This is a genomic window from Streptomyces chumphonensis, assembly GCF_014779715.1.
Lineage (GTDB): Bacteria > Actinomycetota > Actinomycetes > Streptomycetales > Streptomycetaceae > Streptomyces > Streptomyces chumphonensis.
On record NZ_JACXYU010000001.1, the window covers coordinates 1,123,493 to 1,149,634 of the forward strand.

The following is a 26,142-nucleotide window of genomic DNA, read 5'->3' on the forward strand; positions in this document are numbered from 1 at the left end:
CCGCGCGACGGCCGACGCGACCCGCTCCCGGCGTCCGCGCCGTGGGGGCGCGACCCACAACACCCCCTGAGGGAAGGGCCCGTACCCCGAACGGGCCACGACAGGGTTACCACCTGATCACGGCTGAAAGAGATGGGCATATCTTCAACGCGTCTGGGTAGCCGCGCGCCCATGGCTCCACCACCGAGGAAGTTCCAGACATTGAGCGAATCCAGTGGCATCGGGAGAAGACCCATCAGCCGCCGCACGCTGCTCGGCGGAGCGGCGGCGCTGGGTCTTCTGGGTGCAGCCGGGTGCAGCAAGGCACCCGCCGAGGGGGAAGTGGAGGGTGGCGATCTCCTGGAGAGGCTCCGGGATCGCGGGAACGTCCGGATCGGCATCGCGAACGAGCCGCCGTTCGGCTACATCAACTCAGAGGGGGAGGCGGCGGGCGAGGCCCCGGCCATCGCCAAGGTGATCTTCGAGCGGCTGGGCGTGCCCCGGATCGAGCCGGTGCCCACCGAGTTCAGCGCCCTGATCCCCGGGCTCAACGCCCAGCAGTTCGACGTGGTGTCCGCGGGCATGTACATCAATCCCGTCCGGTGCGAGCAGGTGCTCTTCTCCGATCCGGACTACCTGATGCTCGACGCGTTCATCGTCCCGGCGGGCAACCCCAACAACATCCAGAGCTACCAGGACATCGCCGACCAGGGCCTGCGGCTGGCCAGCGGCGAGGCGTACGCGCAGGTCTCCTACGCCGAGGCGGCCGGGATCTCGGACATCCTCATCCTCCCCGACCAGGTCGCCGGGCTCGACGCCGTCGTCCAGGGCCGGGTGGACGCCTTCGCCGGAACGAACGTCACCGTGCAGGGAGTGGTGGAGAACAGCCCCCGGGCGGAGTCCACGGAGCCCTTCCAGCCGGTCGTCGACGGCGAGCCCGCCTACGGCGCGGGGGGCACCGCGTTCCGGCTGTCGGAGAAGAACCTCCGCGACGCCTTCAACGAGGAACTGCACAAGCTCAAGGAGAACGACTACGAGGAGCTGCTCGAGATCGTCAGGCCCTACGGCTTCACCAAGGCCGAGATGACTGACCTCACCGCCGAGGAGCTGTGCTCATGAGTTCAGGCATCTTCACCGAGTGGTTCCTGCCCGGCGTGTGGATCACCATCCAGGTGACGCTCTACAGCGCCGCCCTGGCCGCCGTGGTGGCCTTCGGCGTCGGCATCGCGCGCACACACCGCCTGTGGATCGTGCGGTTCGTCGCCGGCACCTACTTCGAGATCTTCCGCGGCACCTCCGCCCTGGTCTTCATGCTCTGGATGGCCTTCGCCTTCCCGCTCATGTTCGGCTGGCAGTTCGTGCCGATGGCGGCGGGCGTCCTGGCCCTGGGCCTGACCTACGGCGCCTACGGCTCCGAGATCGTGCGCGGCGCGCTCCAGGCCGTCACGGCCGCACAGCGGGAGGCGGGCATCGCGCTCAGCTTCACCCGGGGCCAGCGCCTGCGCCGCATCGAGCTGCCGCAGGCGTGGCCGGAGATGATCCCGCCGTTCAACAACCTGCTCATCGAGCTGCTCAAGGGCACCGCGCTCGTCTCGGTCATCTCGGTGGCGGACATGACGTTCGCCGGGAACCTCTCCCGGCTCGCCACGAGCGAGAGCGCCCCGGCCTACACCCTGCTCCTCGTCTGCTACTTCGTGATCGCGTTCGCCCTGACGCGCGGCATGCGCGCGCTGGAGCGCAAGGCGAAGGCCGGGCTGGGCCAGACCCCGAAGAAGGGCCCGCTGTCCGGTCTGCTGAGCCGGAAGCTGAACCCCGAGGGTGAAATGTCACAGGCGAGGGCCGGCACGGCGGGAGGCCAGGGATGAACTGGAACTGGGACGTCGTCAGCGACTTCATGCCCTACTTCTGGGACGGTGTGGTCGTCACCTTCCAGGCGCTCGCCATCGGCAGCCTCCTGGCCTTCACCCTCGGCCTCGTCTGGGCCATCCTGCAGCGCTCGCACCGCAAGTGGATCAGCTGGCCGGTGCTCTCGATCACCGAGTTCATCCGCAACACGCCGCTGCTGGTGCAGCTGTTCTTCCTCTACTACGTGGTGCCCGAGATGGGCATCTCGATGTCCGCGCTCGCCACCGGCATCGTCGGCCTGGGTCTGCACTACTCGACGTACACCGCCGAGGTGTACCGGGCCGGCATCGACGGTGTTCCCGCCGGGCAGTGGGAGGCCGCGACCGCGCTGAGCCTGCCGCGCCGCCGCACGTGGACGTCGGTGATCCTGCCGCAGGCGTTCCGCCGCGTGGTCCCGGCCCTCGGCAACTACGTCGTGGCCATGCTGAAGGACTCGCCGATGATCGCGGTCATCGGCGCCTTCGAGATGCTGGGCGAGGCCCGCGCCTTCAGCAACGCCACCTTCACCATCGAGGCCTACGCGGTGGTGGGCGTCGCCTTCATCGTCATCGCCTACCCGGCCTCACTTCTGATCCGAGCCCTGGAGCGTCGTCTTGTCCAGTGACTTCACCCCTTCCCAGAAGGACGCAGCACAGCCCGAGTCCAGAGCGGCGGGCAGCGAGCTGATCCGCTTCGACAACGTCACCAAGCGGTTCGGCGACAACGTCGTCCTGGACGACCTGGAGTTCAGCGTCTCGGCCGGCAAGCACGTCACGCTCATCGGCCCGTCCGGGTCCGGCAAGACGACGATCCTGCGGCTGCTCATGACGCTGCTCACGCCCGACGAGGGCACGATCACCGTCGACGGCGACTACCTCACCCACGAGGAGCGGGGCGGCAAGCTCGTCCCGGCGGGTGAGAAGCACGTCCGGGAGGTGCGCAAGAAGATCGGCATGGTCTTCCAGCAGTTCAACCTCTTCCCCAACATGAAGGTGCTGCGCAACATCACCGAGGCGCCGGTGCACGTCCTCGGCCTGTCCAAGGACGAGGCCGAGCAGCGGGCCCGGGAGCTGCTGGAGCTGGTGGGCCTGACCGAGCACATCGACAAGTACCCGCTCCAGCTCTCCGGCGGCCAGCAGCAGCGGGTGGCCATCGCCCGCGCGCTGGCGATGCGCCCGCAGGTGCTGCTGCTGGACGAGGTGACGTCGGCCCTCGACCCGGAGCTGGTCGCGGGCGTGCTGGACGTGCTGCGCGACATCGCCCACAGCACGGACATCACCATGCTCTGCGTCACCCACGAGATGGGCTTCGCGCGGGACATCTCCGACGACGTGCTGATGTTCAACGAGGGCAAGGTCATCGAGTCCGGTCCGCCGGAGAAGATGTTCAACGACCCGGAGCACGAGCGCACCCGGGAGTTCCTGAGCGCCATCCTCTGAGCGGCGCCCGGACGGCACGCTGAGCGCGCGACCCCGGTGGGGCCGCGCGCTCAGCCGTCCGTCGGGGCCGGCGCGCCGTCCGGGGAGCGGAACGTCGTCCGGTAGGCGCTCGGGGAGACGCCGAGCGCGGCCTGGAGGTGCTGCCGCAGCGAGACGGCGGTGCCGAACCCCGCCTCGGCGGCCACCCGGTCCACCGGCAGGTCGCTCTCCTCCAGCAGGTGCCGGGCCCGCAGCACGCGCTGCTGGGTGAGCCACCGGCCCGGCGAGACGCCGACCTCCTCGCGGAAGCGCCGGGTGAACGTCCGCACGCTCATCCCCTCCCGCTCGGCCAGCTGCCGCAGCGTCAGCGGCTCGTGCAGCCGCTCGGCGGCCCAGGCCCGTGCCCGCACGGTCGATCCGGCGCCCACCTCACGCGGCACCGGCCGCTGGATGAACTGCGCCTGGCCGCCCTCCCGGTGCGGCGGGACGACGGAGCGCCGGGCGACGGCGCCGGCCACGGCCGTCCCGTGGTCGCAGCGGATCATGTGCAGGCACAGGTCGATGCCGGCGGCGACCCCCGCGGAGGTGAGCACCCCGGTGTCGTCGGTGTAGAGGACGTCCGGGTCGAGGCGGACGGCCGGGAAGAGGCCGCGGAACTGGTCGGCGGAGCTCCAGTGCGTGGTGGCCCGGCGGCCGTCGAGCAGCCCGGCGGCGGCCAGCACGAAGGCGCCGGTGCAGATCGAGGCCACCCGCGCGCCGGGCCGGATCCCGGCCAGGGCCGCGCGGAGGGCGGGGGAAAGCGCGGTGTCGTCGCGCGTGTAGTCCTCGTCGGCGGCCGGGACGACGACCGTGTCGGCGTCCTCCAGGATCTCCGGGCCGTGCGCCACGCCGACGGTGACGTCGGTGTCGGTCCGGACCTGCCCCGGCTCGGCCGCACACGTGACCACCTCGTAGAGCGGGCTGCCGTCCGGCGCCTCCGCGGTGCCGAACAGCCGGTGCACGAGGCCCAGCTCGATCGGCAGGAGCCCGTCCCGGACGAGGACGGCCACCCGGTGCCGGGGGCGTTCGGGATGGTGCGGCGGCACGGCGGTCACGGGGGTCGCTGCGGTCGTTGCGGTCACGGGGGTCATGGCCCGATTCTTTCACATCATGGCCATCAGGCCACTCGAACCGGCGCAGCCCGGAACCGAGGATCGATCGCATGACCTCGCTCACGACGCCGGCCCCGGCGCCGGCCACCCCGCCGCAGCCCCCCTCCGGACCGCGACGCACCCGGCTCCACCGCGCGTGGTGGGTGGCCGCCGTGGCGGCGCTCGCGATCACCGTCACCGGCGCGCTGTCCGGACTCCCCGGGCTCCTGGTCGACCCGCTGCACGAGGAGTACGACTGGTCCCGGGGCTCCATCGGCTTCGCCGTCTCCGTCAACATGGTGCTGTACGGGCTGACCGCGCCCTTCGCGGCCGCGCTCATGGACCGGTTCGGCATGCGGCGCGTGGTCAGCGGCGCCCTGGTCCTCATGGCCGCCGGTGCCGCCCTCACCCCGACGATGACGGCCGCCTGGCAGCTCACCCTCTACTGGGGACTGCTCGTCGGCCTCGGCACCGGCTCGCTGGCCATGGCGTTCGCCGCGACGGTCACCCTGCGCTGGTTCGTCCACCGCCGGGGACTCGTCACCGGGGCGCTGGCCTCGGCGAGCGTCGTGGGACAGACCGTCTTCCTGCCCGGCCTCGCCTGGATCACGGAGAACCTGGGCTGGCGGCCGTCCGTGGTGACGGTGGGGCTGGCCGCCCTGACCGTCGCCCCGCTCGCCGCGCTGCTGCTGCGCGACCACCCGGCGGACGTCGGCCTGCCCCCGTACGGCGCGCCCCGGGTGGTCCCGAGGACGCCGCCCGTCCCCGGCGCCGCGCGACGCACCCTGCGGGTCCTGCGCCGGGCGTCCCGCACCCCGACCTTCTGGCTGCTGGCGGGCGCCTTCGCGATCTGCGGCGCCTCGACCAACGGCATCCTGTGGACGCACTTCACCCCCGCCGCGCACGACCACGGCATGCCCACGACCGTCGCGGCGTCCCTGCTCGCGGCCCTCGGGCTCTGCAACGTCGCCGGAACCCTGCTGTCGGGCTGGCTCACCGACCGCTACGACGCGCGGCGGCTGCTGGCGGCGTACTTCGCCGGACGCGGCGTCCTGCTGCTCGCCCTGCCGGCCCTGCTCGCGCCGACGGTCCAGCCGCCGCTGATGGTCTTCGTCGTGCTGTTCGGGCTGCTCGACCTCGCGACGGTGCCGCCGGTGATCGCGCTGTGCCGGGAGCACTACGGGGCGGACAGCGCGATCGTCTTCGGCTGGGTCAGCACGGGCCACCAGGTCGGGGCCGCGGTGATCGCCGTGCTGGGCGGTGTGGCCCGTGACGTCTTCGGCAGCTACGACCTCGTGTGGGTGGCCGTCGGCACCCTGTGCGCCCCCGCCGTGCTGCTCTCCCTCGTGGTGCGGCGGGCGGCCGCCGCGTGAGGCCCCGCCGGATCCCCGGGTCGGCCCCTCCGGTCGTTCCGCGTCTCCTCCCTGGTCAGTGGCATATGCCGATCGTCGTAACGACCGGTTCCGGGTCGGTGGTTGGCGGTTATCGTGAAAGCCACACCTGTGACGTGACGCGACAGCAACGGCGCTGACGGTCACAGCTCCAGCGGTCACAACCTCCAAGGGGGCCACCGTGGTGATGCCGAAGCCCGTACCCGCCGCGCCCTTCCGCTCGGTCCAGTACGCCCTGCGGCTGCTGGAGGCCGTCTCCCGGACGGGCGGCGGCATAACGCGGGAGGCGCTGGCCCGGCGTGCGGGCCTGCCGCCCGCCGAACTGGGCCAACTGCTGGAGATGCTCCGCGCCGAGGGCTACGTCGAACGGCTGCCGGACGGCGGCTACGTCTGCGGCGAGGCGCTGAGCCGACTGAGCGCCTCCGGTGACCACCGACGGGAGCTGCGGATGCAACTGCAGTCCAAGCTGGCCGAGCTGCGCGACGACATCGGCGCCGCCGTCTACATCAGCCGCTACGAGGACGGGGAGGTCCGGATCACCCAGTTCGCGGCGGGCGCGCACGCGCCCCCGGTCGCCGAGTGGGTGGACTTCCGGGCGGCGGCGCACGCCAGCGCCGTCGGCAAGGCGCTGCTCACCCAGCTCGACCACGACGGACGCCGCGACCACCTCTCGCGGCACAAGACCATCCGCCTGACCTCCCGGACGACGACGAACGAGCGGGCGCTGTTCTCGGAGCTCGACAGCCGACCGCCGACGGTGCCGGTGCTCGACCTGCAGGAGTACGCCGTCGGCACGGTGTGCGCCGCGGTGCCGCTGACGGCGGGCGCATCGGTGGGCTGCCTCGCGCTGTCGATGCCCATCCAGCACGCCCACCGGCTGCGGTCGGCCGCCCGGAAGCTGAACGAGCAGGCGGCGCCCGTCCTGCTGTCGCTGTGCATCTAGCTTGTTCTTCAACCACCGCCCCAGGAGAAGGACCGTGCTGTCCCCATCGCCCGAAGGTCGGGAGTTGGTCCAGCTACGGATGCTGAGGACCAGTCGATGGCCATCAGGGTCTTCGATCCCGGCGCCCGGGGGTTCGCCGTCCCGGCGGTGGCCGCCGCACTGCCCGCGGCCACCGCCCTCGCGCCCGCTGCGCGCCGACGCGTCAGCCGACGGGTCAGCAGCTCAGGTTGTTCCCCGGCGTCGTCCCGAGGATCTGCGTGAACCGCTGGTAGTTGTCGATGCGGCTCTGCACCTGCGCCGGGTTCCTGCCGCCGCACTCCAGGGCCCCGTTGATGGAGCGGATCGTCTCACCGAAGCCGTGCCCGTTCACCATCGCGTGGTGGCCGCTCATCGTGCCCGGGCCGGACTGGGTGTTCCAGTACCACAGCGCCGTCTTCCAGGCGACCGCCGCGTCGTTCTGCACGCGGTGGGGGTTGTTCAGCAGGTCGATGCCCAGCGCGTCGCCCGCGGCCTTGTAGTTGAAGTTCCAGCTGAGCTGGATCGGGCCCCGCCCGTAGTACGCGGCCTGCCCGGCCGGGCAGCCGTAGGGCCGGCTCTGGTCGCAGTAGTGCGGGTAGTTGGCCTGGTTCTGCTCGACGATGTGGACGAGGCCGCCGGTCTCGTGGCTGACGTTGGCGAGGAACGCGGCGGCCTCCCGCTTGCGGGTCGTCTCGTTCCCGGTGTTGGTGAAGCCGGGGTAGGCCTCCAGCGCCGCCGTGAGGCCCTGGTAGGTGTAGAAGCGGTTCCGGTTCGGGAACATCTGCTCGAACTGCGCCTGGGAGACGAGGAACTCACCGTCGCCGGGCTCCTCCGGCGTGGGGTCCGTGCTGCCGTCCTCGGCGCAGGAGCCCCGACTCTCCCACACGCCCGAGCCGCCGGTGCCCGGCGTCTCGCCCTGGGTCCACCACTTGGCCCGCCAGTTCGTGTTGTTGTGCGAGGCGACGTCGCCTCCGACGTAGACCTTGCCGCTCTGCCAGGCCGCCTCGCACGCGGGGGCCGCACTGGCGGTGAAGCTCGGTACGAGTACGGCGAGCGCGCCGATCAGGCCGGCCGCCGCGAGCAAGGCCAGAATCCGCTGCTTCATCGATCACCCTTTCCCACGACCCCCGTGCTTGACGGGGGCAGTCAAGGGCATTGGTCTGTACCAGTCAAGGTATAGACCAAGGCTATGGGGCCGGGCCCGCACGGCCGACCGCGTCGTCCCCGCCCCGGACCCGGACGTCCACCAGGGTGCGAGAACTCGCGGCCCACCCCACGTCATGACGCCCACACACCCAACACAACAGTCACCACGACGTCCCAGAGGAACGCGCTGGCACCGTCCGGGGCGCGGTAGGATGACGCACGTCCGCGCCGCTAGCTCAGTTGGTTAGAGCAGCTGACTCTTAATCAGCGGGTCCGGGGTTCGAGTCCCTGGCGGCGCACCGCTGAGGCCCCCGTCCACGACGGGGGCCTCTCGCGTTGCCCGGCCTCGTCGGCCGCCGGGGCGCCGGTCAGGCGGCCAGTGCCCCCGCGAAGGGGCCCGCCTCCAGGGCGGAGAGGACACCGGCGAGGTCGACGGCGTTGGTCCGCGGCCCCCGGCAGACGGGCAGGCACGCCGGGCCCTCGGCACCGCCGAGCCGGCGCAGGAAGGGCAGCAGCACGGGCCGGGGCCCGATCTCGACGAGGTGCGTCGGGCGGTGCTCGGCCACCAGGTGCCGGACGGCGTCGGCGAACCGCACCGGCTCGGTGATCTGCCGTGTCCAGTACGCGGCGTCCAGGGGGCCGTCGGCCGCCGCACCCGTCACCGTCGAGTAGAACGGCAGCCGGGGCGACCCGCCCGGCACGCGGCGGGCGACGGCCGCGAAGCGCGGTACGACGGGCTCCATCAGCGGGGACTGGAACGCGTGCGCCACCCGCAGGTACCGGCAGGCGACGCCGTCGGCGGCGAGCCGCCCGGCGACGCGCTCCAGCCCGGGCAGGCCGCCGGACAGGACGGTGGCCCGGTTCGCGTTGTACGCGCTGACGCTCACGTCCGGTTCGCCGGCCGCCGCCTCGGTGGCCCGCTCGGCCGTGGCGCCGGTGGCCAGCATCCCGCCGCCGGCCGGCAGGTGCTGCATGAAGGCGCCCCGCAGCGCCACGAGCCGGGCCGCGTCGTGGAGCGGGAGGGCCCCGCCGACGACGGCGGCGGCGTACTCGCCGACTCCGTGGCCGGCCACCGCGACGGGCAGCGCCCCGGACTCCTCCAGCATGCGCGCGAGGGCGTAGCCGATGGCGAAGAGGACGGGCTGGGTGAACGCCGTCTGGTGCACGGCCGGGTCGCCGCTGAGGATCAGCTCGACCACCGAGCGTCCGCCCAGGAAGGGGACGAGCGCGTCGGCGGCCTCCTCCAGGTGCCCCCGGTAGCCGGTCGAGTGCAGGTACAGGCCCGAGGTCAGGTGCGGGTGCTGGCAGCCCTGTCCGGTGAAGACGAAGGCGGCCCGCACCCGGCTGCGGCGGTTGAGCGGGCGGGGCGTGCGCAGGGCGAGGAAGCGGGCCAGCTCGCGGGCGGTGGGGTAGAGCTGGATGTCGGTGGGGTCGATGAGGGGTCCGTACTTCTCCTCGATGTCGCCGTACAGGCCGAGCGCGGCGACGGAGTCCAGTCCGGCCTCGGCGAAGGGGGTGTCGGGACCGATCGGGCGTCCCAGGTAGGCGGCGAGCCGTTCCAGCAGCCAGGCGCCGAACGCCTCGGCGCCCGGTTCCTCGTCCGGCGCCGCCCCTGCGGCACCGACCGGGGTTCTGGTCATCTCCTGCTCCTCGTCGAGTCAGCGGTTCCGTTCCGGTCACGCTCCGGTGCGGGCGGCTTCCGCGTACTGCTTGGCGTGGCTGAGCGTGGCGCCGCTGTTGGTGCTGAGGGCCGCGCGCAGGTGCCGCCGCGCCTCGGCGGTGGTGGCCTCGACCCCGTAGGTGCCGCGGACGCCCTCGGGGTCGAGGGTGATGGTGTGCCAGGCGGTCGCCCGCACCCGGGGTGCGCCCGAGGCGGCGCGCACCTCGGCGAGCTGCCAGCGACCGGTGTGGGCGCTCATGACCACGGGGAGGCGCCGCTGCTTGAAGACGATGGTGTGCCGGTCGGGGAAGCAGACGCGGACGGAGACGGTGTGGTGCAGGCGGCCGTCGGGCGTGCGGGAGTCCATGTCGAGATGGGCGAGGCCCTCTCCGGCCCCGGTGACGCGGGTGCGCACGATGTGCGGCAGCCGCTCCGGCCACCGCTCGGCCTGCTGGAGGTAGGCGTAGACGTCCTCCGTGCTGCCGTCGATGTCCACGGCGGTGCGGAAGGCGAACTGGAGGGCGTCGTGCCGCTCGCCCAGCTCGGCGTGGTTGCGCAGGGCGGCCATGCTGGTCGCGCTGTTGTCCGCCACGGCCTCGGCGACGCGTCCGGCCGCGGCGGCGTCCCCGGGGACGGTCCGGTAGCGGTGGCTCAGGACGAGCCGGGTGGCGCCGTCGTCGGTGGGCTCGATCCGCCAGCGGCCGCCCATGCGGAGCACCGGCTCGGCGGTGACGATCTGCTCGAAGCAGACCTCCCCGGCGGACGGGTCGAGTATGCGACGGGACGTCCAGCTCTCGACGCGCTCCCCGGCCAGGGCCCAGACCCGGACGGTCTGTTCCCGCACGGCCCGGCCGACGAGCCGGTCCTCGACGACCTCGGCGTGCACGATGGAGGCGAAGATCTGCGGCCAGCCGGTGATGTCGGCGATGAGCCGGTAGACGGCGCCGGGGGGCGCGTCGATCCCCACCGTGCGGTCGACCGTCACGTCCGCCGTGCTGCCGGGTTCTGGTCGTGTCACGTCGGCCTCCCCTTCGCCTCACCCACGGGCCCCGCGCACACCAGCGTCTCCGCCGACGATGGAACCCCACTCGAACCCGATCGCCCGTTCGAGTGATCCGGGACCGGCTGCCGCGCCGGGCGTTCCGCCGGGCTTCGGCCGGTTCGCGACCGGCGTGCGCCACCGTCCGAACCGGGTGGACCTGCTGCTCGGCATCCCGGGCCGCCATGCCCGGCACTGCGTGCCACCTGCGGTTTTTCTCGCGAGTCCGGTCGCGGCGGACGCGCCGCTCGCGCACACTGAGTCGTGCTGCCCGACCGTATGTCCGAGGGAGTTGACGCGCAGTGACGTTGATGGACGTGACCACGAGGCCGTCCGGGCCCGAGCCCGGCCCCACGCCGCTCGGCACGTACGCGGCCGGGGGCGAGGGGGCCACGGGGATCGAGGCCGCACCGGTGGTCCTGGCCCTGCTCGCGGGTGAGGACGAGGAGAACAGCGGCGAGCCGCACATCTGGCGCGGCATCGACTGACCGGCCCCGGGGGCGTCGCGGCCCCCGGGGTTCCGCGCCCGTCCGCACGGCCCGGTACGGGAGACGCGGTGGGGCGGGCGGCCGGGGGCGCCGCACATCACTTTGATCACATTCATCCGGGCATTCGCACGCCAACACCCGCAATCAGGTCATCACACTCTTGCGATCATGTGAGGGTTTCGCGAAGCTGACGCGCCGGTCACCGGTCGAATCTCATGCGCGGTGGGGGTCCGTCCACATCCTGGGGGTCTCCGGGAACCGGTGCGCCCCGTTTCCTGTCTTCGTACAGGCGGGGAGGCAAGACCCGAACGACGTCACGCACAACCCTGCGTGCGGGGGGATGGACACATGACGGCAGCAGGCGACTCCCGGCCGCCCGCGGACAACGACCCGTCACGGACGACGAAGCTGCGCGTCCTGCGGGAGCCGCGCGGCTCCCGTACCGGCGAGCACTCCCTCGGCCGCGGCCTGCGCTGGCCGCGCAAGGCGCCACCGCGCTACGACTACGAGCACTACAGCCGGCTCGCCGGACCGCTCACCCGCCCCGACCCGGACGCGCCCTACCGCGTGCGCTACCGCAGCCTGCTGGGTGACGAGCCGCACCGCGTCCGGGCCGGACTGCTGCTGGCCGCCGCGCCGTTGCTCTCCCTCGGCCTCTTCCTGTGGCTGATGCAGCCGCAGCACTGGACCCAGCGGGACGAGGGCTCCGTCTCGGACCTGGTACTGGCCCTCGACGTCGTCATGCTCGTCGCGATCGGTCTCATCGAGCTGTTCCGCACGCTCAACGTGCTCTCCAACTCCCACGCGACGCTCGTCGCCCGCGACCCGGTGCCCGTCGTGCCCGAGGCGGGCACGCGCGTGGCGTTCCTGACCTCGTTCGTGCCCGGCAAGGAACCCCTCTCCATGGTCACCAAGACCCTGGAGGCGGCCGTGAAGATCCGCCACCGGGGCACGATGCACGTGTGGCTGCTCGACGAGGGCGACGACCCCGAGGTGAAGGCCGTCTGCGCGAGGCTGGGGGTGCGCCACTTCAGCCGCAAGGGCGTGGAACGCTGGAACACCCCGAAGGGCGCCTTCCGGGCCAAGACCAAGCACGGCAACTACAACGCCTGGCTCGACGCCCACGGGGACGACTACGACTTCTTCGCCGGCGTCGACACCGACCACGTCCCCCTGGCGAACTACCTGGAGCGGATGCTCGGCTACTTCCGCGACCCCGACGTCGGCTTCGTCATCGGGCCGCAGGTCTACGGCAACTACGACAACTTCGTCACCAAGGCCGCCGAGAGCCAGCAGTTCCTCTTCCACGCGCTGATCCAGCGGGCGGGCAACCGCTACGGCGCCCCGATGTTCGTCGGCACGAGCAACGCCGTGCGGATCAAGGCGATCAAGCAGATCGGCGGCCTGTACGACTCGATCACCGAGGACATGGCCACCGGCTTCGAGATGCACCGGCACCGCAACCCCGTGACCGGCCGGAAGTGGCGCTCGGTCTACACCCCGGACGTGCTGGCCGTCGGTGAGGGCCCCAACGCCTGGACCGACTTCTTCACCCAGCAGCTCCGGTGGTCGCGCGGCACCTACGAGACGATCCTCGGCCAGTACTGGAAGGGCTTCTTCTCCCTGCCCGCGGGGAAGCTCTTCAACTACACGATGATGATCATCTTCTACCCGATCTCGGCGCTGAACTGGATTCTGGCGGCGCTCAGTTGCGCCCTCTTCCTCGGCCTCGGCGCCTCCGGCGTACAGATCGACCCGGTCATCTGGATGATGCTCTACGGCAACGCCTCGGCCCTCCAGGTGGGCCTGTACATCTGGAACCGGCGGCACAACGTCTCCCCGCACGAGCCGGAGGGCTCGGGCGGTCTCGCGGGCATGCTGATGTCGGCGCTCTCCGCGCCCATCTACGCCCGGTCGCTGCTGGACGCCGTGCTGCGCCGCAAGAGCAAGTTCGTCGTGACGCCCAAGGGCGACTCGGCCAGCCCCGACACGCTCATGGGCACCTTCCGCATCCACCTGTTCTTCATCGCCGTCTTCGGCGGCTCCCTGGTGGGGTCGTTCTTCCTCGGGCACGACCACCCCGCGATGATCACCTGGGCCGCGCTGGCCCTGCTGATCACGGCGGCGCCGATCATCGGCTGGCAGGTCACCGTCCGCAGGGAGCTGAAGCGGCGCCGGCAGCAGGGCCGGACGCCGGACGCCCCGGCGGACTCGGCCTCGTCGTCCGGGCCGGACTCGTCGTCCGGGCCGACCGGCCCGGCCGCCGAGGAAGCGGCGGCGCCGGACGGTGCGGAGGCCACCGTGCCCGGCCCCCGCACCGAGGACGCCTCGGTGGGCGGCCCCCACCGGCCCGCCGCGAGCCCCGAGGACACGATCCAGATCGCCGTGCGCCGCCCCCGGCACCCGGCCCCGCGCGCCTGACCCGCCGCCCCCCGCGGGGAGCCCGCGCCGGGCGCGCACCGCCACGGCCCGCGCGCCCCCACCGGGCCCCGCACCACCCCGTCCGCACGCCACCGCACGTCCGCCAGGAGTCCGAACCGTGAAATACCGTCCGAGCCGCCGTACCAAGCGGATAGCGATCTCGACGGCCGCGCTGCTCGCCGTCGCCGGGATGAACGCGCCCTGGCTGATCCGCTACGGCTCGGAGCAGTACCACGAGTACAAGATCAACCAGCCCGCGTACAAGGCCGACAACGGCAAGTGGCACGTGCTGGACGTTCCCGACGAGTACCGCATCAACACCATCCACGCGGCGCTGCTGTACACCGGCAAGGTGCTGCTCATCGCCGGTTCGGGCAACGACGCCGAGCAGTTCGACGCCAAGACCTTCCGCAGCGTGCTGTGGGACCCGAAGGACGACTCCTTCACCAACGTCCCCACCCCCGCCGACATGTTCTGTGCCGGGCACACCCAGCTCCCCGACGGCAACCTGCTCGTGGCCGGGGGCACGAAGCGGTACGAGACGCTGGAGGGGGACGTCGAGAAGGCCGGCGGTCTGATGATCGTCAGCAACGAGAACCCCGACGAGCCGATGACGCTGCCCAAGGGCACCAAGTTCCGGGGCAAGGACAGCGGGAAGGTCTTCCTCAGCCAGGACTCCCTGCTCGTGCCCCGGGCCGAGAAGACGGAGGACCCGGAGACCGGCGAGGTCACCGTCACCGCCAGCCAGGCGCGGATCTACGTGGAGGCCGAGCGGAAGGGCGAGAAGTACTCCACCGGCGCCACGGAGCAGTACGTCGTCATGGGCCTGGAGGGCGAGGACCAGCGCAACGTCTACGGGATGGCCAACAAGCTGTCCTTCGACAAGAAGGACTTCCAGGGCATCCGCGACTCCTACGAGTTCGACCCGATCGCCGAGGAGTACGTCAAGGTCGACCCGATGGAGGACGCCCGCTGGTACCCGACGCTGACCACGCTGGAGGACGGCCGCGTCATCTCCGTCTCCGGCCTGGACGACATCGGCGAGGTCTCCAAGAAGGTCGAGGTCTACGACCCGGAGACGAAGGAGTGGGAGACCCTCCCCTACGAGCGCTACTTCCCCACCTACCCGGGCCTGTTCCTCGCCCAGGGCGGTGAACTGTTCTACACCGGCACCAGCTCCGGCTACGGCCCGGCCGACGAGGGCCGCACGCCGGGCCTGTGGGACTGGCGGACGGACGAGTTCGAGCCCGTCCCCGGCCTCAGCGACCCCGACGCGCTGGAGACCGCCATGGGGGTGCTGCTGCCGCCCGCGCAGGACCAGCGCTACATGGTCCTCGGCGGGGGCGGCATCGGCGAGAGCGACACCGTCACCGACAAGACGCGCATCGTGGACCTGAAGCAGGACCTGCCCCGCTTCGAGGACGGCCCCGACCTGTACGAGCCCGTCCGCTACCCCAGCAGCGTCATCCTGCCCGACGACACCGTGCTCACGACGAACGGTTCGGGGGGCTACCGGGGGCTGAGCGACAGCAACGTCCTCAAGGCCGAGCTCTACGACGTGGAGACCAACAGCTCCCGTCCGGTGGCCGAACCGCTGGTGGGCCGCAACTACCACTCCGGCGCCCTGCTGCTGCCCGACGGCCGGGTCATGACCTTCGGCTCCGACTCGCTCTTCGCCGACGAGGCGAACACCAAGCCCGGCGAGTTCGAGCAGCAGATCGACGTGTACGAGCCGCCCTACCTCTTCCAGGGCGACCGCCCGGAGCTGGTCGACGACGCCGAGGAGACGCAGGTCGTCGAACTGGGCGGGAGCGCGGAGTTCCGTTCGAAGGACGCGGGGGCGGTGGCGGAGGCGCGGCTGATCCGGCCCAGCTCCTTCACGCACGTGACGAACGTCGAGCAGCGCTCGGTGGAGCTGGAGTTCACGACGACGGCCGACGGGGTCAGCGTCACCCTCCCGGAGGACCCCACCCTCGTGCCCCCGGGCTACTACATGGTCAACGTCATCGACGCCGAGGGCGTCCCCTCGGAGTCGGTCTGGGTCCACGTGCCCGGCCCCGGGGACGCGGGGTAGGACGGCTGAGCGACCGGCGGACGGTCCGGCCCCCGAGACCGGTCCGTCCGCCGTGGCCGCCGTGCCGCTGCCGTCACGCCGCCGTGACGCGGGCGGCGGCGCGGCTCAGCCGGCGCGCGGCGGGCCGAACCGGACCCACTGCGCGGTACTGGGCACGCCGTCCTCGTCCAGGAGGAACAGCATGTAGAAGCCCGGGATCGCGTCCTCGGGCGAGGGCGGCGCCTTGAGCTCCAGGGTGCCCTGGCCGCGCCGGACGATCTCCAGCTCCAGGTGGCGCTGGCTGGTGTTGACGGAGTGCGTGGCCGTCGACGGGGACAGGATCACCGCCCGTTCCACGTCCCCCGCCGTGCGGGAGCCGACCGTGAAGTGCTGCTCGTAGCGGAGCATCCGCTTCGGTGCCCGGCCCAGGTGGGGACGCTCGCCGCGATGCAGGTAGGCGGGTTCGTAGATCTCGACCGTGCCGTGCATGTCGTCGGTGATGTCGGGGTCGTTGGCGATCTGCTGGAGCTCGTCACCGGTGATCATGACGCGGCCGTCCGGCATCACGACCGCGTTGGAGTGGTAGCCGCGCGGCAGCCGCTGGACGGGCCCCAGGCGCCAGCCGCCGCCCGGCTCGCGCAGTTCGGTGCTGCGGTACTTCTGGTCGGCGTTGGGGTTGTAGGGGCCGTTGCCGTAGTCGCGGATGTCGGGGGCACCGTTGACGGTGAAGAGGCTGCCGTCGGGCAGGATCAGGGTGTTGTCCTGGGTGCGGCCGAACGCCTTGGAGCCGGACTTGGTCCAGGTGTCGTCCTTGAGCAGGTAGGTGGTCGGGTCGTTCGCGTCGCCGCCCATGTACAGGACGGAGTCGGGGCCGAGCGTGCCGTTGGGCAGCGGGACGGCCGAGCCGTACCAGCGCTCCACCTGCTTGCGGCCCTGCGGGCGGTCCGGCAGGTTCGGCAGGGTCCTCCGCGTCTGGCGGACCGGGTCGAAGGCCCACTGCTGGTCGGAGTCGCGGCCCAGGGCGTGGATGAGGCCGTCACGCAGCGCGAAGGTGTGCGGGTAGTCGTGGCGGAAGGGGGCCTCGACGGTGAGCCGCTCGACCGGGTCGCCGATCATCCTGGCCCCGGTGCTCATGGGCACGGGACGCCCCTGCGCCGGGAAGCGCTCGACGACCTCGGTCGGCGTCCCCCAGCCGCGCTCGGACTGGCCGGAGAAGATGTACTGGCGTCCGTCGGCCGCCGTCACGACCGTGGGGTACCAGCGGCCGACGGCCATGTCGTCCTGGCGCAGCCACTCCTCCTTCCACGGGTCGTAGAGGAGCGAGAGCTTGGCGCCGGAGCCCCCGTTGCCGCCGAGGTTGCCGCCGAAGACCCCGAGCATGCCGTTGGGAAGGAAGGAGTGGCCGGCGCAGAAGAACGGCGCCCTGCGCTTCTCGCCCCGGCCGTCCGGCATGTCGATGACCGGCGGGTGGGCGGCGGTGAAGGCGTCGGGGCCGGTGCCCCGGCGCGGATCCCACAGGAAGGCACGCCCCGCGTTCCGCGCGCCGATGATCTGGGTGGGCGCCGTTTCCCGGTTCGGGTTGTCCTCGACCGGCTCGAAGGAGAAGAGCAGGACCTTGCCCGTGGGGAGTTGGGCGATGTGCACCCCGTAGTCGGGCGAGGGGAAGAACTCGGTGAAGCGGCCGAACTCCTTCGGGGCGAAGGCCGCGTTCTTCTTCCGCTGGTCCTCGGTGAGCCACCGCAGGCTGTTCGTGCGGGTCGTCTGCGGGTAGTCGGAGGTGTTCTTCGCGGCGGCCCGGGTGCGCGCGTGGGCCTCGGCGTGCTCCCGTCCGATGGCGGCGGCCTCGGCGGGGTCGAACTGCGCCGCCACCTCCTCCGCGCTGACCTCCGGCACCAGGACGCCGCGCGGTGCCGGCTCGTCGTGGTGGTCGCCGCCGCCGTGGGCCGCGACGGGTCCGGCGGTGAGCGCCGTGAGCAGCGTGGCGGCGGACAACAGGGAACAGGCGGTGGCGGTGCCCGGGATCGTGCGATGGGCCATGGACTCCTCCTCGGGAGCGCGAGCGGCGATACGCCACGCAGGGTAACGACAACGCGACATAAAGTCGCAGAAGGACAGTGCAGAAAGCATTCGCCAGGGGCATATGTCGCGGAGGCGGCGCCCCGGTGGTGGCGCGTGGACGGCCGTCCGTCCGCCGCCCGGGCCGGGGCGGCGGACGGACGGCGAACGGATCAGCCGCGCGCGCCGCGCAGGAAGCTGCGGCTGGGGACGAAGAAGTACTCGGCGCCGCGCAGCGTCACCGACTCGGCCAGCGAGACCGTCACCTTCTCCCCCGCGACGCCGTGCTTCCTCGGCCAGTGCGTCGGCGTCTGTGCGCTACCGACCCCGACCACCGGGTCCTGCCCCGTGGAGGGCTTGCCGTCCACGCCGCCCGCGACGAAGTCGACGTCGTTGCACCAGCGGTCCTGCATGAACTCGAACTGTTCGGCGATGTCCGCCTGGGCACAGAGGAACAGCAGCCCGACGGTGCCGTCGCCCTCGTAGGAGATGCCACGGCGGGCGATGCGGCGCCTGCGCTCCTCCTCCAGGGTGCCGCCGAACCGCCAGACGGTGTCACCGCGCGGGTTCGTCTTGCGGGTGTGGGCCTGGTAGGGGCACTTCAGGCCGTCCTGGTCGCCGGAGAAGTCGAAGTCGTTCGGGATGGGGGCGTCCACCCCGGCCGCGGTGGCCGGCAGGTTGACGGGCGTGCCGTTGCGGAAGCGGCCGACCATGTACGCGCCGGCGAGCTCCTTGTCGCCCTCGTGCGGCTCCGCCCGGCCGTCGGCCTCCGCCAGCGCACGGGCGAGCCTCAGGCGCTGCGCGTCGAAGTGCGGGACGTCCTGCTCCAGCTTGCGGTAGACGACGAACGAGCCGTACCCGGTCTCCGCGTCACCGCCCGGGTCCTTGGCGAGGACCAGGCTGAGCGGCCCGCCCGGGTGCCACACGCTGTGCCCCTCCTCCTTCTTCGCCCGTTCGACGTCCTTGGCCAGGAAGTGCGGCTCGCTGACGCCGTCGGCGAAGCCGAAGTGCTCACGCGCGGGCCCGTTCGGACGCAGCCGGAGCACCTTGCCCGCCTCCTCGTGCACGACGCGCCCGGCGCGGGCGGCGAGCAGGTCGGCCCGGATCTCCTCCGCCGTCCGCTGCACCCGCTCCGGGTCGTCGTCGGCGACGATCACCAACGCGTGCAGGCTCTCCCGGAAACCCCGGTGCCACTGCTCCACCGGAGGGTCGCAGAGCTTCGTCAGCGTCGCGGCGTCCCGGCTGCCGCGGACGAACGCCTCGTCCGCCGGGAGCCGGGTGAAACCGAGCGCGCGGTAACCGGACGCCGAGAGCATGAGGTTGACGAAGACGTCGCTGGGGTTCCTGGCCAACTCCGCCTCCAGGAGGGCCTCCGGATCGACGAGGCGGCCCCCGCCGTCGCCGTCGTGACCGCCGTCGGGGTCGGGCCGGGCGCCGCCGCGGTCGCTTCCGGACCCGGCCGTGCCGCCGAACAGGGCGCCCCCGAGCCCCGCGCCGACCGAGCCGCCGAACAGGCCCGCCTGCGCGTCGAGCGTGAGCCGTGGGCCGTCGGCGAAGCGGAGGCCGACGGAGACGCCCAGCGGCCCGAAGCCGGCGGCGGCGAACAGGGCGGCCCGCCTGCGGGAGTCGTCCCACTGCTTCATCGCGGTGGTGACCCGGTCGGCCATGTCCGCCAGCCAGGCCCGGCCCCGGTCGCGGCGCGTGGCGTCGGCCGAGTCGGCCGAGTCGAACCGGACGAACAGGTGGCGGCTGTGCCCCCGGCCGTGGCTCTTGAGGATGTTGCCCTGGAGGTCCTCCATGAGGCGGCGTTCGGCCGGGTCGAACGCACCCTCCCGGTCGGCCGGGCCGATCCCGGTCTCCTTGTCGAAGTCGATCCTGACGGCTTCCATGGTCATGCGGGGCTCCCGTGGGCGTGGGCGGACACTGCCCCCCGTCTACCCTCCGTCACCGCCCCGCGGGGTCCGTTCCCGGGGAATCCGCCCTGTGCCCAAGCCGTTCCGCCCGCATGGCGGGCGCGCGCGGCGTGGAGCCCGCGCCGACGTGCCGCGGAGCGCCCGAGCGAGCGCCGGGAGTGCGCGCCGACGGTGCCGCGCGCTCGTGCGCTCCGCGCGCGGCCCGGTGCGTCATCGCGCGTTGCGCGCCAGCTCCAGGGCGTACGCGTGGTGCCACTCCCCCGCCTGCGGGCCGCCCCGGCAGGTGCCGTCGGACTCCCCGGGGCGCTTCACCCACAGGAAGGCGTCGATCCGCTCGTCGCCCGTCTCCGTCGTCGGCGGCCGACCGAGCGCGCGGCCCGGCGGGTTGCACCACGCCTCCTCCGCCTCGTCCCCCGGCACCGGCCCGTTGCCGTTGCGGCTGGTGTCGATGACGAAGGGCTTGTCGCCGACCATCGACGACAGCCGCTTCCCGTACTCCGCGTTGGCCTCGGTCGTCTGGTAGTTGGAGACGTTGAGCGAGAAGCCGTCGGCCTGCTCGATGCCCGCCCGGCGCAGCGGCTCGACCATGCCGCCGGGGTCGCGCACCCACTGCGGGTTCCCCGCGTCGACGTAGACGCGGGTGTCGGGCAGCGCGCCCAGCTTCGCCACCGCCTCGGACAGCAGGGCGTAGTGCTCGTCGTGCAGCTCGGCGGGGACGCAGCCGGGGACGAGGAGGTGCGGCAGGGCGTCCGGCTCCAGTACGACCCACGCCTCCCGGTCGCCGATGCCCGACACCACGCGGTCGATCCAGGCGCGGTAGGCGTCCGCGCTCTCGGCCCCGCCCTTGGAGTACTGGCCGCAGTCGCGGTGGGGGATGTTGTAGAGGACGAGCAGCGGCGTGCGGTCCGCCTCGGCCGCGGCCTCGGTGAGCCGACGGGCCTCCCCCTCCGGGTCCTCGGTGCCGATCCACTGCCCCGCGGGGCGCCCGGCGATCGCCTCGACGAGCTCCGCTTCCCCGGGCGCGTCCTGGCGGGCCTCGGCCAGTGCCTGTGCGGCCTTGCTCTCCGGGTTCACCCAGAAGGGACCCGGGTCCTCGGCCGCCCCGGAGGCGGGCGACTCCTTCCGGGGCGGGCCGTCCTCGTCCCCGTCCGAGGAGGAGCAGGCGCCCAGCAGCGCCATGGCCGCCAGCGCGGCCGTTCCGGCGAGCGCCCCGGTGCGCGTCCTGCGGGCGGCGTCCGTGCCGTACATCCACTCCCCCTCGCCACACGTGGGGCGGTGTGCCCCACGTCGCTCGATTCTCGCAAGACCGTCCGGAACGTCCCGGCGCGGGCCCCGGTTCACCCGGCCCGACGGTGGTGTCCGCCGGGACCGGTCGCTCCCGAGCCTAGGTGTGCCGTCGGGCGGATCGGCACCGGCGGCCGGAAACCCGTTCGGCCGCGCCGGGCGTGCCGCCGCCGGGAGGGCGGGGCACGGTCGAAGGGCATCGACCCGGAGGTTCGCCATGAGTACCGCATGCCCCACGAGGGTGACGTTCCGTACCGCGCTGCTGACGGTGGGCGCCGCCGCCCTCACGCTGTCCGGAGCCGGGCCCGCCGCGGCCGACCGGACGGGGCCGGTGGACCCGGAGTACTCCGGGTCGGTCGTCGTGACCCCGGCGAAGGTCCGGGCCGGCGGGCAGGTCGCGCTGCGGGTGGACTCCTGCGACGGGGACAAGGCGCTGGCCCGCTCACGCGCCTTCGTCGCCACCGTGACGCTCACGCAGACCGCCGACCAGACCCTGAGCGGCCACGCGGGCATCCGCGCCGCCGCCGAACCGGGCCGCTACGGCATCACCGTCGACTGCTACGACAAGACGGGCAACCTCAAGCGCGGGATCGCCGAGGGCTCGGTCTTCGTCGTCGGCGGGCGGCCCCACCCGGAACCGACGCACCACGACGGGGGCCGCGACGGGCACCACGAGCGGCCGGTGGCCCCCGTCCGCGCGGGCGGGGGCGGCACGGCGGGCGAGGACGACGACGCCTCGGCGTCCGTCGCCCTCGGGCTCGCCGGGGCCGGTGCCGTGGGTCTGGCCGGCTTCGCCGTCGTGCGGCGGCGCCTGGTGGCACGGCGCGGCGCCGACGGCTGACGCCGTGTCCGGCGAGGGGCGCTCCTCGGGCACCGGGCGGGTGATGACGGGCACGGCCTGGGCGGTGCTGCTGCTGGCCCTGTGGCTGTGGGGCAAGGACATCTCCGACACGGCGCCGCCCGGCGCCACCCGCGACGTCGCGACCTCCGAGCGGGTCCGGGACGAGGGACGCGTCGCCCTGCCCCCGGCCACCGAGCCCCTCCGGGAGCGGGCGGCGCCGCAGCGGGTCGTCATCGACGAACTGGGGGTGGACGCCGTCGTCGTCCCCCGGGGACTCGACCGGGACGGCGCCGTCGATCCGCCGCCGCTGGCGGAGGCCGACACCGTCGGCTGGTACGCGGGCGGCCCGGCGCCGGGCGAGGACGGCGCGGCCCTGCTCGTCGGCCATGTGGACACCGAGACCGACCGCGCCGTCTTCTACGAGCTGAGCACCCTGGAGCCGGGCGTGGCGGTGCGGGTGGCGCGGGCCGACGGCACGGCCGCCGAGTTCACCGTGGAGGACGTCGAGGTCGTGCCGCGCGACGGGTTCGACGCGGAGCGGGTCTACGGGGAACGGCACGAGGGCCGGGCGGAGTTGCGCCTCATCACCTGCGGGGGCACGTTCGACGAGAAGGCCGGTGCCTACACGGCGAACGTCGTCGTCTCCGCCTACCTCACGGGCTCGACGACCGCCTGACGGGCTCCGCCGCGGGGCGGTGGCCGTCTCGGCATGTGTCCCGGGCATGTCGGGGGACGGGGGCGGTGCATAGCATGGGCCGCATGAGCGAACGCAAGCCGATCGAATCGTGGCTGACCGACATGGACGGCGTCCTGATGCACGAGGGCGTGCCGGTGCCCGGGGCCGATGTCTTCATCACGAAGCTGCGCGAGTCCGGCAAGCCGTTCCTGGTGCTGACCAACAACTCGATGTACACCGCGCGCGACCTGCACGCCCGGCTGAACCGGATCGGTCTGGAGGTGCCCGCCGAGAACATCTGGACCTCCGCGCTCGCCACCGCGAAGTTCCTCGACCAGCAGCACCCGGGCGGCACCGCGTACGTCATCGGCGAGGCGGGCCTGACGACCGCGCTGCACGACGTCGGCTACGTCCTGAGCGACGCGGACCCCGAGTTCGTCATCCTGGGCGAGACCCGGACGTACTCCTTCGAGGCCCTCACCAAGGCCATCCGCCTCATCAACGACGGGGCCCGGTTCATCGCGACGAACCCCGACAACACCGGCCCCTCCCCCCAGGGGGCGCTGCCGGCCACGGGTTCCGTCGCGGCGCTGATCACCAAGGCCACCGGCAGGGAGCCCTACTTCGTCGGCAAGCCGAACCCCCTGATGATGCGCACCGGGCTGAACGCCATCGGGGCGCACTCGGAGACGTCGGCCATGATCGGCGACCGGATGGACACCGACGTCCTGGCCGGGCTGGAGGCCGGGATGGAGACGTTCCTCGTCCTCACCGGGCTGACGGCCAAGGAGGACATCGACCGCTACCCCTTCCGCCCGACGACCGTGGTGGACTCCATCGCCGACCTCGTCGACCTGGCCTGATCCGCCCCGGGGCGCACCGGTCGCGGGCCGGACGGTGCGCCCTACCATGGGCCCGATGAACGCATCTCCCCTGCGCGTCGGGCTCATCGGGTACGGACTGGCCGGTTCCGCCTTCCACGCGCCGCTGATCGCGGCCTCCCGGGACCTGAGCCTCCACACCGTCGTCACCTCCCGCCCCGAACGGGCCCGGCAGGCCCGCGAGGACCACCCCGGCGTCCGGACGGTGGCCGACGCCGACGCGTTCTTCGCCGACACCGGCGCGCTCGACCTCGTCGTCGTCGCCACCCCCAACCGCACCCATGTGGCGCTCGCCGAACGGGCGTTGCGGGCCGCACTGCCCGTCGTGGTGGACAAGCCGCTGGCCGCCACGGCCTCCGAGGCGGAGAGCCTGGCGGCGCTCGCCCAGGAGCGCGGGCTCCTGCTCTCCGTCTTCCACAACCGCCGCTGGGACGCCGACTTCCGCACCCTGCGGGCCCTGCTCGACCGGGGCGACCTGGGGACCGTGCACCGGTTCGAGTCCCGCTTCGAGCGCTGGCGGCCGAAGCCGAAGGGCGGCTGGCGCGAGTCCGGCGACCCCGCCGACGTCGGCGGCCTCCTGTACGACCTGGGCAGCCACGTGGTGGACCAGGCGCTGGCGCTCTTCGGCCCGGCCGCGACCGTCTACGCCGAGTCCGACGTGCTGCGCCCGGGGGCGGAGGCCGACGACGACACGTTCATCGCCATCCTCCACACCGGCGGCGTCCGCTCCCACCTGTGGGTCAGCGCCCTGGCGGCCCAGCACGGGCCGCGCCTGCGGGTGCTGGGCGACCGGGCGGCCTTCGTCACCCACGGGCTCGACCCGCAGGAGGACGCCCTGCGGGCCGGGGAGCGGCCGGGCGGGCCGGAGTGGGGTGTGGAGCCCCCGTCCGCGTGGGGCACGCTCGGCACCGTGGCCGAGGCGGCGCCCGTCCCCTCGCTGCCGGGTGACTACCCGGCCTACTACGCCGCCGTCGCCGAGGCGCTGCGCTCGGGCGGGGAGCCGCCGGTGACCGCGCTGGAGGCGGCCGACACGCTGCGGGTCCTGGAGGCGGCCCGGCACTCGGCGGCCCGCCGGGTGACGGTCACCCTGGCCTGACGCCGCCGCCCGCCGGCCGTCCCCGCCCGCCGTCCGCGGTGGAGGCGGGCGGGAACGCCCTCACGCCGGCCTCACGCCGGTTTCAGCTCGGTGCGCTGCCGCCCCAGGCCGTCGACCTCCAGCTCGACCACGTCGCCGGCCCGCAGGAAGGGCTTGGGCTCCGGCCTGCCGTTCGCCACCCCGGCCGGTGTCCCGGTGTTGACGACGTCACCGGGACGCAGCGTCATGAACTGGCTGAGGTGGCGCACGACCTCGGCCACGGAGAAGATCTGGTCGGCCGTCGTGCCGTCCTGCCGCAGCACGCCGTTGACCCACGTGCGCAGGCCGAGCGCCTGCGGGTCGGGGATCTCGTCGGGCGTCGCCAGGTAGGGGCCGAGCGGGTTGAACGTCTCGCAGTTCTTGCCCTTGTCCCACTGACCGCCGCGCTCCAGCATGAACGCCCGCTCGGAGACGTCGTGGGTGATCGTGTAGCCCGCGATCGCGGCACGCGCCTGCTCGTCGGTCTCCAGGTAGCGGGCGGTCCGGCCGATGACGACGGCGAGTTCGACCTCCCAGTCCGTCTTCTCGCTGCCGCGCGGCACGAGGACGGTGTCCTGCGGGCCGACGACGGTGTCCGGGGCCTTGAGGAAGACCAGCGGCTCCGCCGGGACGGGCTGCCCCGTCTCCTCGGCGTGGTCGCGGTAGTTGAGCCCGACGCAGACGATCTTCCCGATGGCACCGACCGGCGGGCCGACGCGCAGTCCGGTGGCGTCGAGGGCGGGGAGGGCCCCATCGGCCAGCGCCTCCCGGATCCGGGCGAGCGCGGCGGCGTCGGCGAGCACCGTGCCGTCGATGTCCGCGACGAGTCCCGACAGGTCCCGCAGGGTTCCGGCCCCGTCCAGGGCCGCCGGACGCTCCGCCCCCGTGGGCCCGACACGCAGCAGCTTCACAGTCACACTCCGAAGTGGTGAGGGGTCGCGATGGGGACGGCCATCAGAGGAATCGGGCGATCCTCCAAGAACCACTCACAAGAGCGCAACCACTATCCACGTACTGGACCGTAACTTCCACGAAATCCGTCGCCCGTGCGGCGTCGGCCCTGACGTCCCCGCTCAGACAAGAGATCGCCGGAGCGACGCCGAGGCCGACTACGGCCCGCCCGCGCCGGCGGAGGGTGCGCCGGGTGGGAGGTGTCCGCCGCCGACGGCGCGCAGGGCGAAGGGCAGGAGGCGGTCCGCCCTCTCCCGCGCGGTGGCCGGATCGATGTGTTCCGGTGGTTGGGAGGTGAGGAAGAAGCCGGCCATGACGGGTCCGAGCACCACGCCTCCGAGGAGGTCGTAGTCCTCGACGGGGGGAATCTCGCCGCGCTGGACGGCGCTGCGTACGACTGCCGCGACCCGCTCGTAGGCCGGTTCGAGGAAGACGGTCGTCAGCGACTCCGCGAGGGCCTTGTTGTGCGCGGCCTCGCCCACCAGGGCCCGCATCAGCCGTCCGCCCTCGCCGGTCATGACGGCGGCCTTGTCCCGGAGTACCACGCGCAGGTCGCCTTCGAGGGTGCCGGTCGCCGGGGGCTCGTGGGGCTCGATGAAGGTGGCCGCCGCGGCGACCACCAAGTCCTCCTTGGACGACCAGCGCCGGTAGAGGGTGGCGGTGGAGACTCCCGCCCGGGCGGCGACGGCGGCCGTGGTCAGCCCGCCGAAGCCGCTCTCGACCAGCACGACCAGGGTGGCGTCCAACAGGGCCCGGTCCCGGGCCGCGTCGCGGGGGCGCCCACGGCGGCGCGTGGGTGAGGCGGGTTCCGGCCGTCGCTCCGGCGGTGTGGTGCGGGTCATGGCGACGATCCTACC

Annotated in this window: 22 protein-coding genes and 1 tRNA gene; 14 read left to right on the forward strand and 9 right to left on the reverse strand. The window is 72.9% G+C overall.

The features are described from left to right. The first annotated feature begins 171 nt into the window (after positions 1-171). From ehuB to ehuA, 4 genes are read left to right on the forward strand one after another with little or no spacing between them, the layout of a single operon-like run. Positions 172-1,098, forward strand: a complete 927-nt coding sequence (ehuB, locus tag IF129_RS04720; RefSeq protein WP_191208086.1) for an ectoine/hydroxyectoine ABC transporter substrate-binding protein EhuB — start codon at positions 172-174, stop codon at positions 1,096-1,098. Next, the gene (ehuC, locus tag IF129_RS04725) at positions 1,095-1,844 is read left to right on the forward strand and encodes an ectoine/hydroxyectoine ABC transporter permease subunit EhuC (RefSeq protein WP_191208087.1); all 750 of its coding nucleotides are present in this window, start codon (positions 1,095-1,097) and stop codon (positions 1,842-1,844) included. Before ehuB ends, ehuC begins: the two co-directional genes overlap by 4 nt. Further along, complete coding sequence (gene ehuD / locus IF129_RS04730) at positions 1,841-2,488, forward strand: ectoine/hydroxyectoine ABC transporter permease subunit EhuD (RefSeq protein WP_191208088.1); 648 nt, start codon at positions 1,841-1,843, stop codon at positions 2,486-2,488. The genes ehuC and ehuD overlap by 4 nt, the downstream gene beginning before the upstream one ends. Next, positions 2,478-3,302 (forward strand): ectoine/hydroxyectoine ABC transporter ATP-binding protein EhuA, encoded by an 825-nt coding sequence (gene ehuA, locus IF129_RS04735; RefSeq protein ID WP_191208089.1) that lies wholly within the window; start codon positions 2,478-2,480, stop codon positions 3,300-3,302. The genes ehuD and ehuA overlap by 11 nt, the downstream gene beginning before the upstream one ends. Positions 3,303-3,352: 50 nt before the next feature. Here ehuA and IF129_RS04740 read toward each other — a convergent pair whose 3' ends face one another. Further along, the gene (locus IF129_RS04740; RefSeq protein WP_191208090.1) at positions 3,353-4,411 is read right to left on the reverse strand and encodes a GlxA family transcriptional regulator; all 1,059 of its coding nucleotides are present in this window, start codon (positions 4,409-4,411) and stop codon (positions 3,353-3,355) included. A gap of 71 nt (positions 4,412-4,482) precedes the next feature. Between IF129_RS04740 and IF129_RS04745 the strand changes: the two genes are divergently transcribed. Both IF129_RS04745 and IF129_RS04750 read left to right on the forward strand, forming a co-directional pair. After that, a complete protein-coding gene (locus tag IF129_RS04745) occupies positions 4,483-5,784 on the forward strand; it encodes an MFS transporter (RefSeq protein ID WP_191208091.1) in 1,302 nt (433 codons plus the stop codon). A 202-nt stretch (positions 5,785-5,986) separates the two neighbouring features. After that, positions 5,987-6,745 carry an IclR family transcriptional regulator gene (locus IF129_RS04750; RefSeq protein ID WP_191208292.1) on the forward strand — a complete coding sequence of 253 codons (759 nt, stop codon included), beginning with the start codon at positions 5,987-5,989 and terminating at the stop codon, positions 6,743-6,745. Positions 6,746-6,959: 214 nt separating this feature from the next. Here IF129_RS04750 and IF129_RS04755 read toward each other — a convergent pair whose 3' ends face one another. Next, positions 6,960-7,868 carry a glycoside hydrolase family 19 protein gene (locus IF129_RS04755; RefSeq protein WP_191208092.1) on the reverse strand — a complete coding sequence of 303 codons (909 nt, stop codon included), beginning with the start codon at positions 7,866-7,868 and terminating at the stop codon, positions 6,960-6,962. Between the two features lie 266 nt (positions 7,869-8,134). Between IF129_RS04755 and IF129_RS04760 the strand changes: the two genes are divergently transcribed. Then, positions 8,135-8,208: transfer RNA gene (locus IF129_RS04760), tRNA-Lys, on the forward strand. A gap of 69 nt (positions 8,209-8,277) precedes the next feature. On the opposite strand, the gene IF129_RS04765 is transcribed toward IF129_RS04760, so the two are convergent. Both IF129_RS04765 and IF129_RS26870 read right to left on the reverse strand, forming a co-directional pair. Then, positions 8,278-9,549, reverse strand: coding sequence for an acyltransferase domain-containing protein (locus tag IF129_RS04765; RefSeq protein WP_191208093.1), 1,272 nt, complete (start codon positions 9,547-9,549; stop codon positions 8,278-8,280). A gap of 36 nt (positions 9,550-9,585) precedes the next feature. After that, the gene (locus IF129_RS26870; RefSeq protein ID WP_191208094.1) at positions 9,586-10,587 is read right to left on the reverse strand and encodes an aromatase/cyclase; all 1,002 of its coding nucleotides are present in this window, start codon (positions 10,585-10,587) and stop codon (positions 9,586-9,588) included. 338 nt (positions 10,588-10,925) lie between these two features. On the opposite strand from IF129_RS26870, the gene IF129_RS04775 reads away from it, so the two are divergent. The 3 genes from IF129_RS04775 (at position 10,926) to IF129_RS04785 (ending at position 15,591) form a co-directional block, all read left to right on the forward strand. Next, positions 10,926-11,096: a hypothetical protein gene (locus IF129_RS04775; RefSeq protein ID WP_191208095.1), complete on the forward strand. Its 171-nt coding sequence runs from the start codon at positions 10,926-10,928 to the stop codon at positions 11,094-11,096. Positions 11,097-11,444: 348 nt separating this feature from the next. Beyond that, positions 11,445-13,517 (forward strand): glycosyltransferase family 2 protein, encoded by a 2,073-nt coding sequence (locus IF129_RS04780; RefSeq protein ID WP_191208096.1) that lies wholly within the window; start codon positions 11,445-11,447, stop codon positions 13,515-13,517. A gap of 118 nt (positions 13,518-13,635) precedes the next feature. Then, positions 13,636-15,591 carry a radical copper oxidase GlxA gene (locus IF129_RS04785; protein WP_191208097.1) on the forward strand — a complete coding sequence of 652 codons (1,956 nt, stop codon included), beginning with the start codon at positions 13,636-13,638 and terminating at the stop codon, positions 15,589-15,591. A 105-nt stretch (positions 15,592-15,696) separates the two neighbouring features. Here IF129_RS04785 and IF129_RS04790 read toward each other — a convergent pair whose 3' ends face one another. From IF129_RS04790 to IF129_RS04800, 3 genes are all read right to left on the reverse strand, one after another. After that, positions 15,697-17,607, reverse strand: a complete 1,911-nt coding sequence (locus IF129_RS04790; RefSeq protein ID WP_191208098.1) for a galactose oxidase early set domain-containing protein — start codon at positions 17,605-17,607, stop codon at positions 15,697-15,699. Between the two features lie 191 nt (positions 17,608-17,798). Next, positions 17,799-19,520, reverse strand: coding sequence for a Dyp-type peroxidase (locus IF129_RS04795; RefSeq protein ID WP_191208099.1), 1,722 nt, complete (start codon positions 19,518-19,520; stop codon positions 17,799-17,801). A 228-nt stretch (positions 19,521-19,748) separates the two neighbouring features. Further along, the gene (locus IF129_RS04800) at positions 19,749-20,786 is read right to left on the reverse strand and encodes a glycoside hydrolase family 6 protein (protein WP_191208100.1); all 1,038 of its coding nucleotides are present in this window, start codon (positions 20,784-20,786) and stop codon (positions 19,749-19,751) included. Between the two features lie 253 nt (positions 20,787-21,039). On the opposite strand from IF129_RS04800, the gene IF129_RS04805 reads away from it, so the two are divergent. The 4 genes from IF129_RS04805 to IF129_RS04820 all read left to right on the forward strand — a co-directional run bounded on the left by IF129_RS04805 (position 21,040) and on the right by IF129_RS04820 (position 24,316). Next, positions 21,040-21,663 (forward strand): hypothetical protein, encoded by a 624-nt coding sequence (locus IF129_RS04805; RefSeq protein ID WP_191208101.1) that lies wholly within the window; start codon positions 21,040-21,042, stop codon positions 21,661-21,663. A 43-nt stretch (positions 21,664-21,706) separates the two neighbouring features. Continuing rightward, positions 21,707-22,339, forward strand: coding sequence for a class F sortase (locus IF129_RS04810; RefSeq protein ID WP_191208102.1), 633 nt, complete (start codon positions 21,707-21,709; stop codon positions 22,337-22,339). An 83-nt stretch (positions 22,340-22,422) separates the two neighbouring features. Further along, positions 22,423-23,202 (forward strand): HAD-IIA family hydrolase, encoded by a 780-nt coding sequence (locus IF129_RS04815; RefSeq protein WP_191208103.1) that lies wholly within the window; start codon positions 22,423-22,425, stop codon positions 23,200-23,202. A gap of 46 nt (positions 23,203-23,248) precedes the next feature. Next, positions 23,249-24,316 carry a Gfo/Idh/MocA family oxidoreductase gene (locus IF129_RS04820; RefSeq protein ID WP_381480148.1) on the forward strand — a complete coding sequence of 356 codons (1,068 nt, stop codon included), beginning with the start codon at positions 23,249-23,251 and terminating at the stop codon, positions 24,314-24,316. A gap of 71 nt (positions 24,317-24,387) precedes the next feature. Here IF129_RS04820 and IF129_RS04825 read toward each other — a convergent pair whose 3' ends face one another. Beyond that, positions 24,388-25,245, reverse strand: coding sequence for a fumarylacetoacetate hydrolase family protein (locus IF129_RS04825; protein ID WP_191208105.1), 858 nt, complete (start codon positions 25,243-25,245; stop codon positions 24,388-24,390). Positions 25,246-25,443: 198 nt separating this feature from the next. Next, positions 25,444-26,127 carry a TetR/AcrR family transcriptional regulator gene (locus IF129_RS04830; RefSeq protein WP_191208106.1) on the reverse strand — a complete coding sequence of 228 codons (684 nt, stop codon included), beginning with the start codon at positions 26,125-26,127 and terminating at the stop codon, positions 25,444-25,446. Between the last annotated feature and the right edge of the window lie 15 nt (positions 26,128-26,142).

What these genes read in the sequence shown, in the direction of transcription:
- IF129_RS04830 (WP_191208106.1), bottom strand. Translation starts at nt 26,127, where the DNA reads ATGACCCGCACCACACCGCCGGAGCGACGGCCGGAACCCGCCTCACCC.
- IF129_RS04765 (WP_191208093.1), bottom strand. Translation starts at nt 9,549, where the DNA reads ATGACCAGAACCCCGGTCGGTGCCGCAGGGGCGGCGCCGGACGAGGAA.
- IF129_RS04740 (WP_191208090.1), bottom strand. Translation starts at nt 4,411, where the DNA reads ATGACCCCCGTGACCGCAACGACCGCAGCGACCCCCGTGACCGCCGTG.
- IF129_RS04780 (WP_191208096.1), top strand. Translation starts at nt 11,445, where the DNA reads ATGACGGCAGCAGGCGACTCCCGGCCGCCCGCGGACAACGACCCGTCA.
- IF129_RS04805 (WP_191208101.1), top strand. Translation starts at nt 21,040, where the DNA reads ATGAGTACCGCATGCCCCACGAGGGTGACGTTCCGTACCGCGCTGCTG.
- IF129_RS04800 (WP_191208100.1), bottom strand. Translation starts at nt 20,786, where the DNA reads ATGTACGGCACGGACGCCGCCCGCAGGACGCGCACCGGGGCGCTCGCC.
- IF129_RS04815 (WP_191208103.1), top strand. Translation starts at nt 22,423, where the DNA reads ATGAGCGAACGCAAGCCGATCGAATCGTGGCTGACCGACATGGACGGC.
- IF129_RS04790 (WP_191208098.1), bottom strand. Translation starts at nt 17,607, where the DNA reads ATGGCCCATCGCACGATCCCGGGCACCGCCACCGCCTGTTCCCTGTTG.
- ehuD (WP_191208088.1), top strand. Translation starts at nt 1,841, where the DNA reads ATGAACTGGAACTGGGACGTCGTCAGCGACTTCATGCCCTACTTCTGG.
- IF129_RS04745 (WP_191208091.1), top strand. Translation starts at nt 4,483, where the DNA reads ATGACCTCGCTCACGACGCCGGCCCCGGCGCCGGCCACCCCGCCGCAG.
- IF129_RS04820 (WP_381480148.1), top strand. Translation starts at nt 23,249, where the DNA reads ATGGGCCCGATGAACGCATCTCCCCTGCGCGTCGGGCTCATCGGGTAC.
- IF129_RS04810 (WP_191208102.1), top strand. Translation starts at nt 21,707, where the DNA reads ATGACGGGCACGGCCTGGGCGGTGCTGCTGCTGGCCCTGTGGCTGTGG.
- ehuB (WP_191208086.1), top strand. Translation starts at nt 172, where the DNA reads ATGGCTCCACCACCGAGGAAGTTCCAGACATTGAGCGAATCCAGTGGC.
- IF129_RS04755 (WP_191208092.1), bottom strand. Translation starts at nt 7,868, where the DNA reads ATGAAGCAGCGGATTCTGGCCTTGCTCGCGGCGGCCGGCCTGATCGGC.
- IF129_RS04795 (WP_191208099.1), bottom strand. Translation starts at nt 19,520, where the DNA reads ATGACCATGGAAGCCGTCAGGATCGACTTCGACAAGGAGACCGGGATC.
- ehuC (WP_191208087.1), top strand. Translation starts at nt 1,095, where the DNA reads ATGAGTTCAGGCATCTTCACCGAGTGGTTCCTGCCCGGCGTGTGGATC.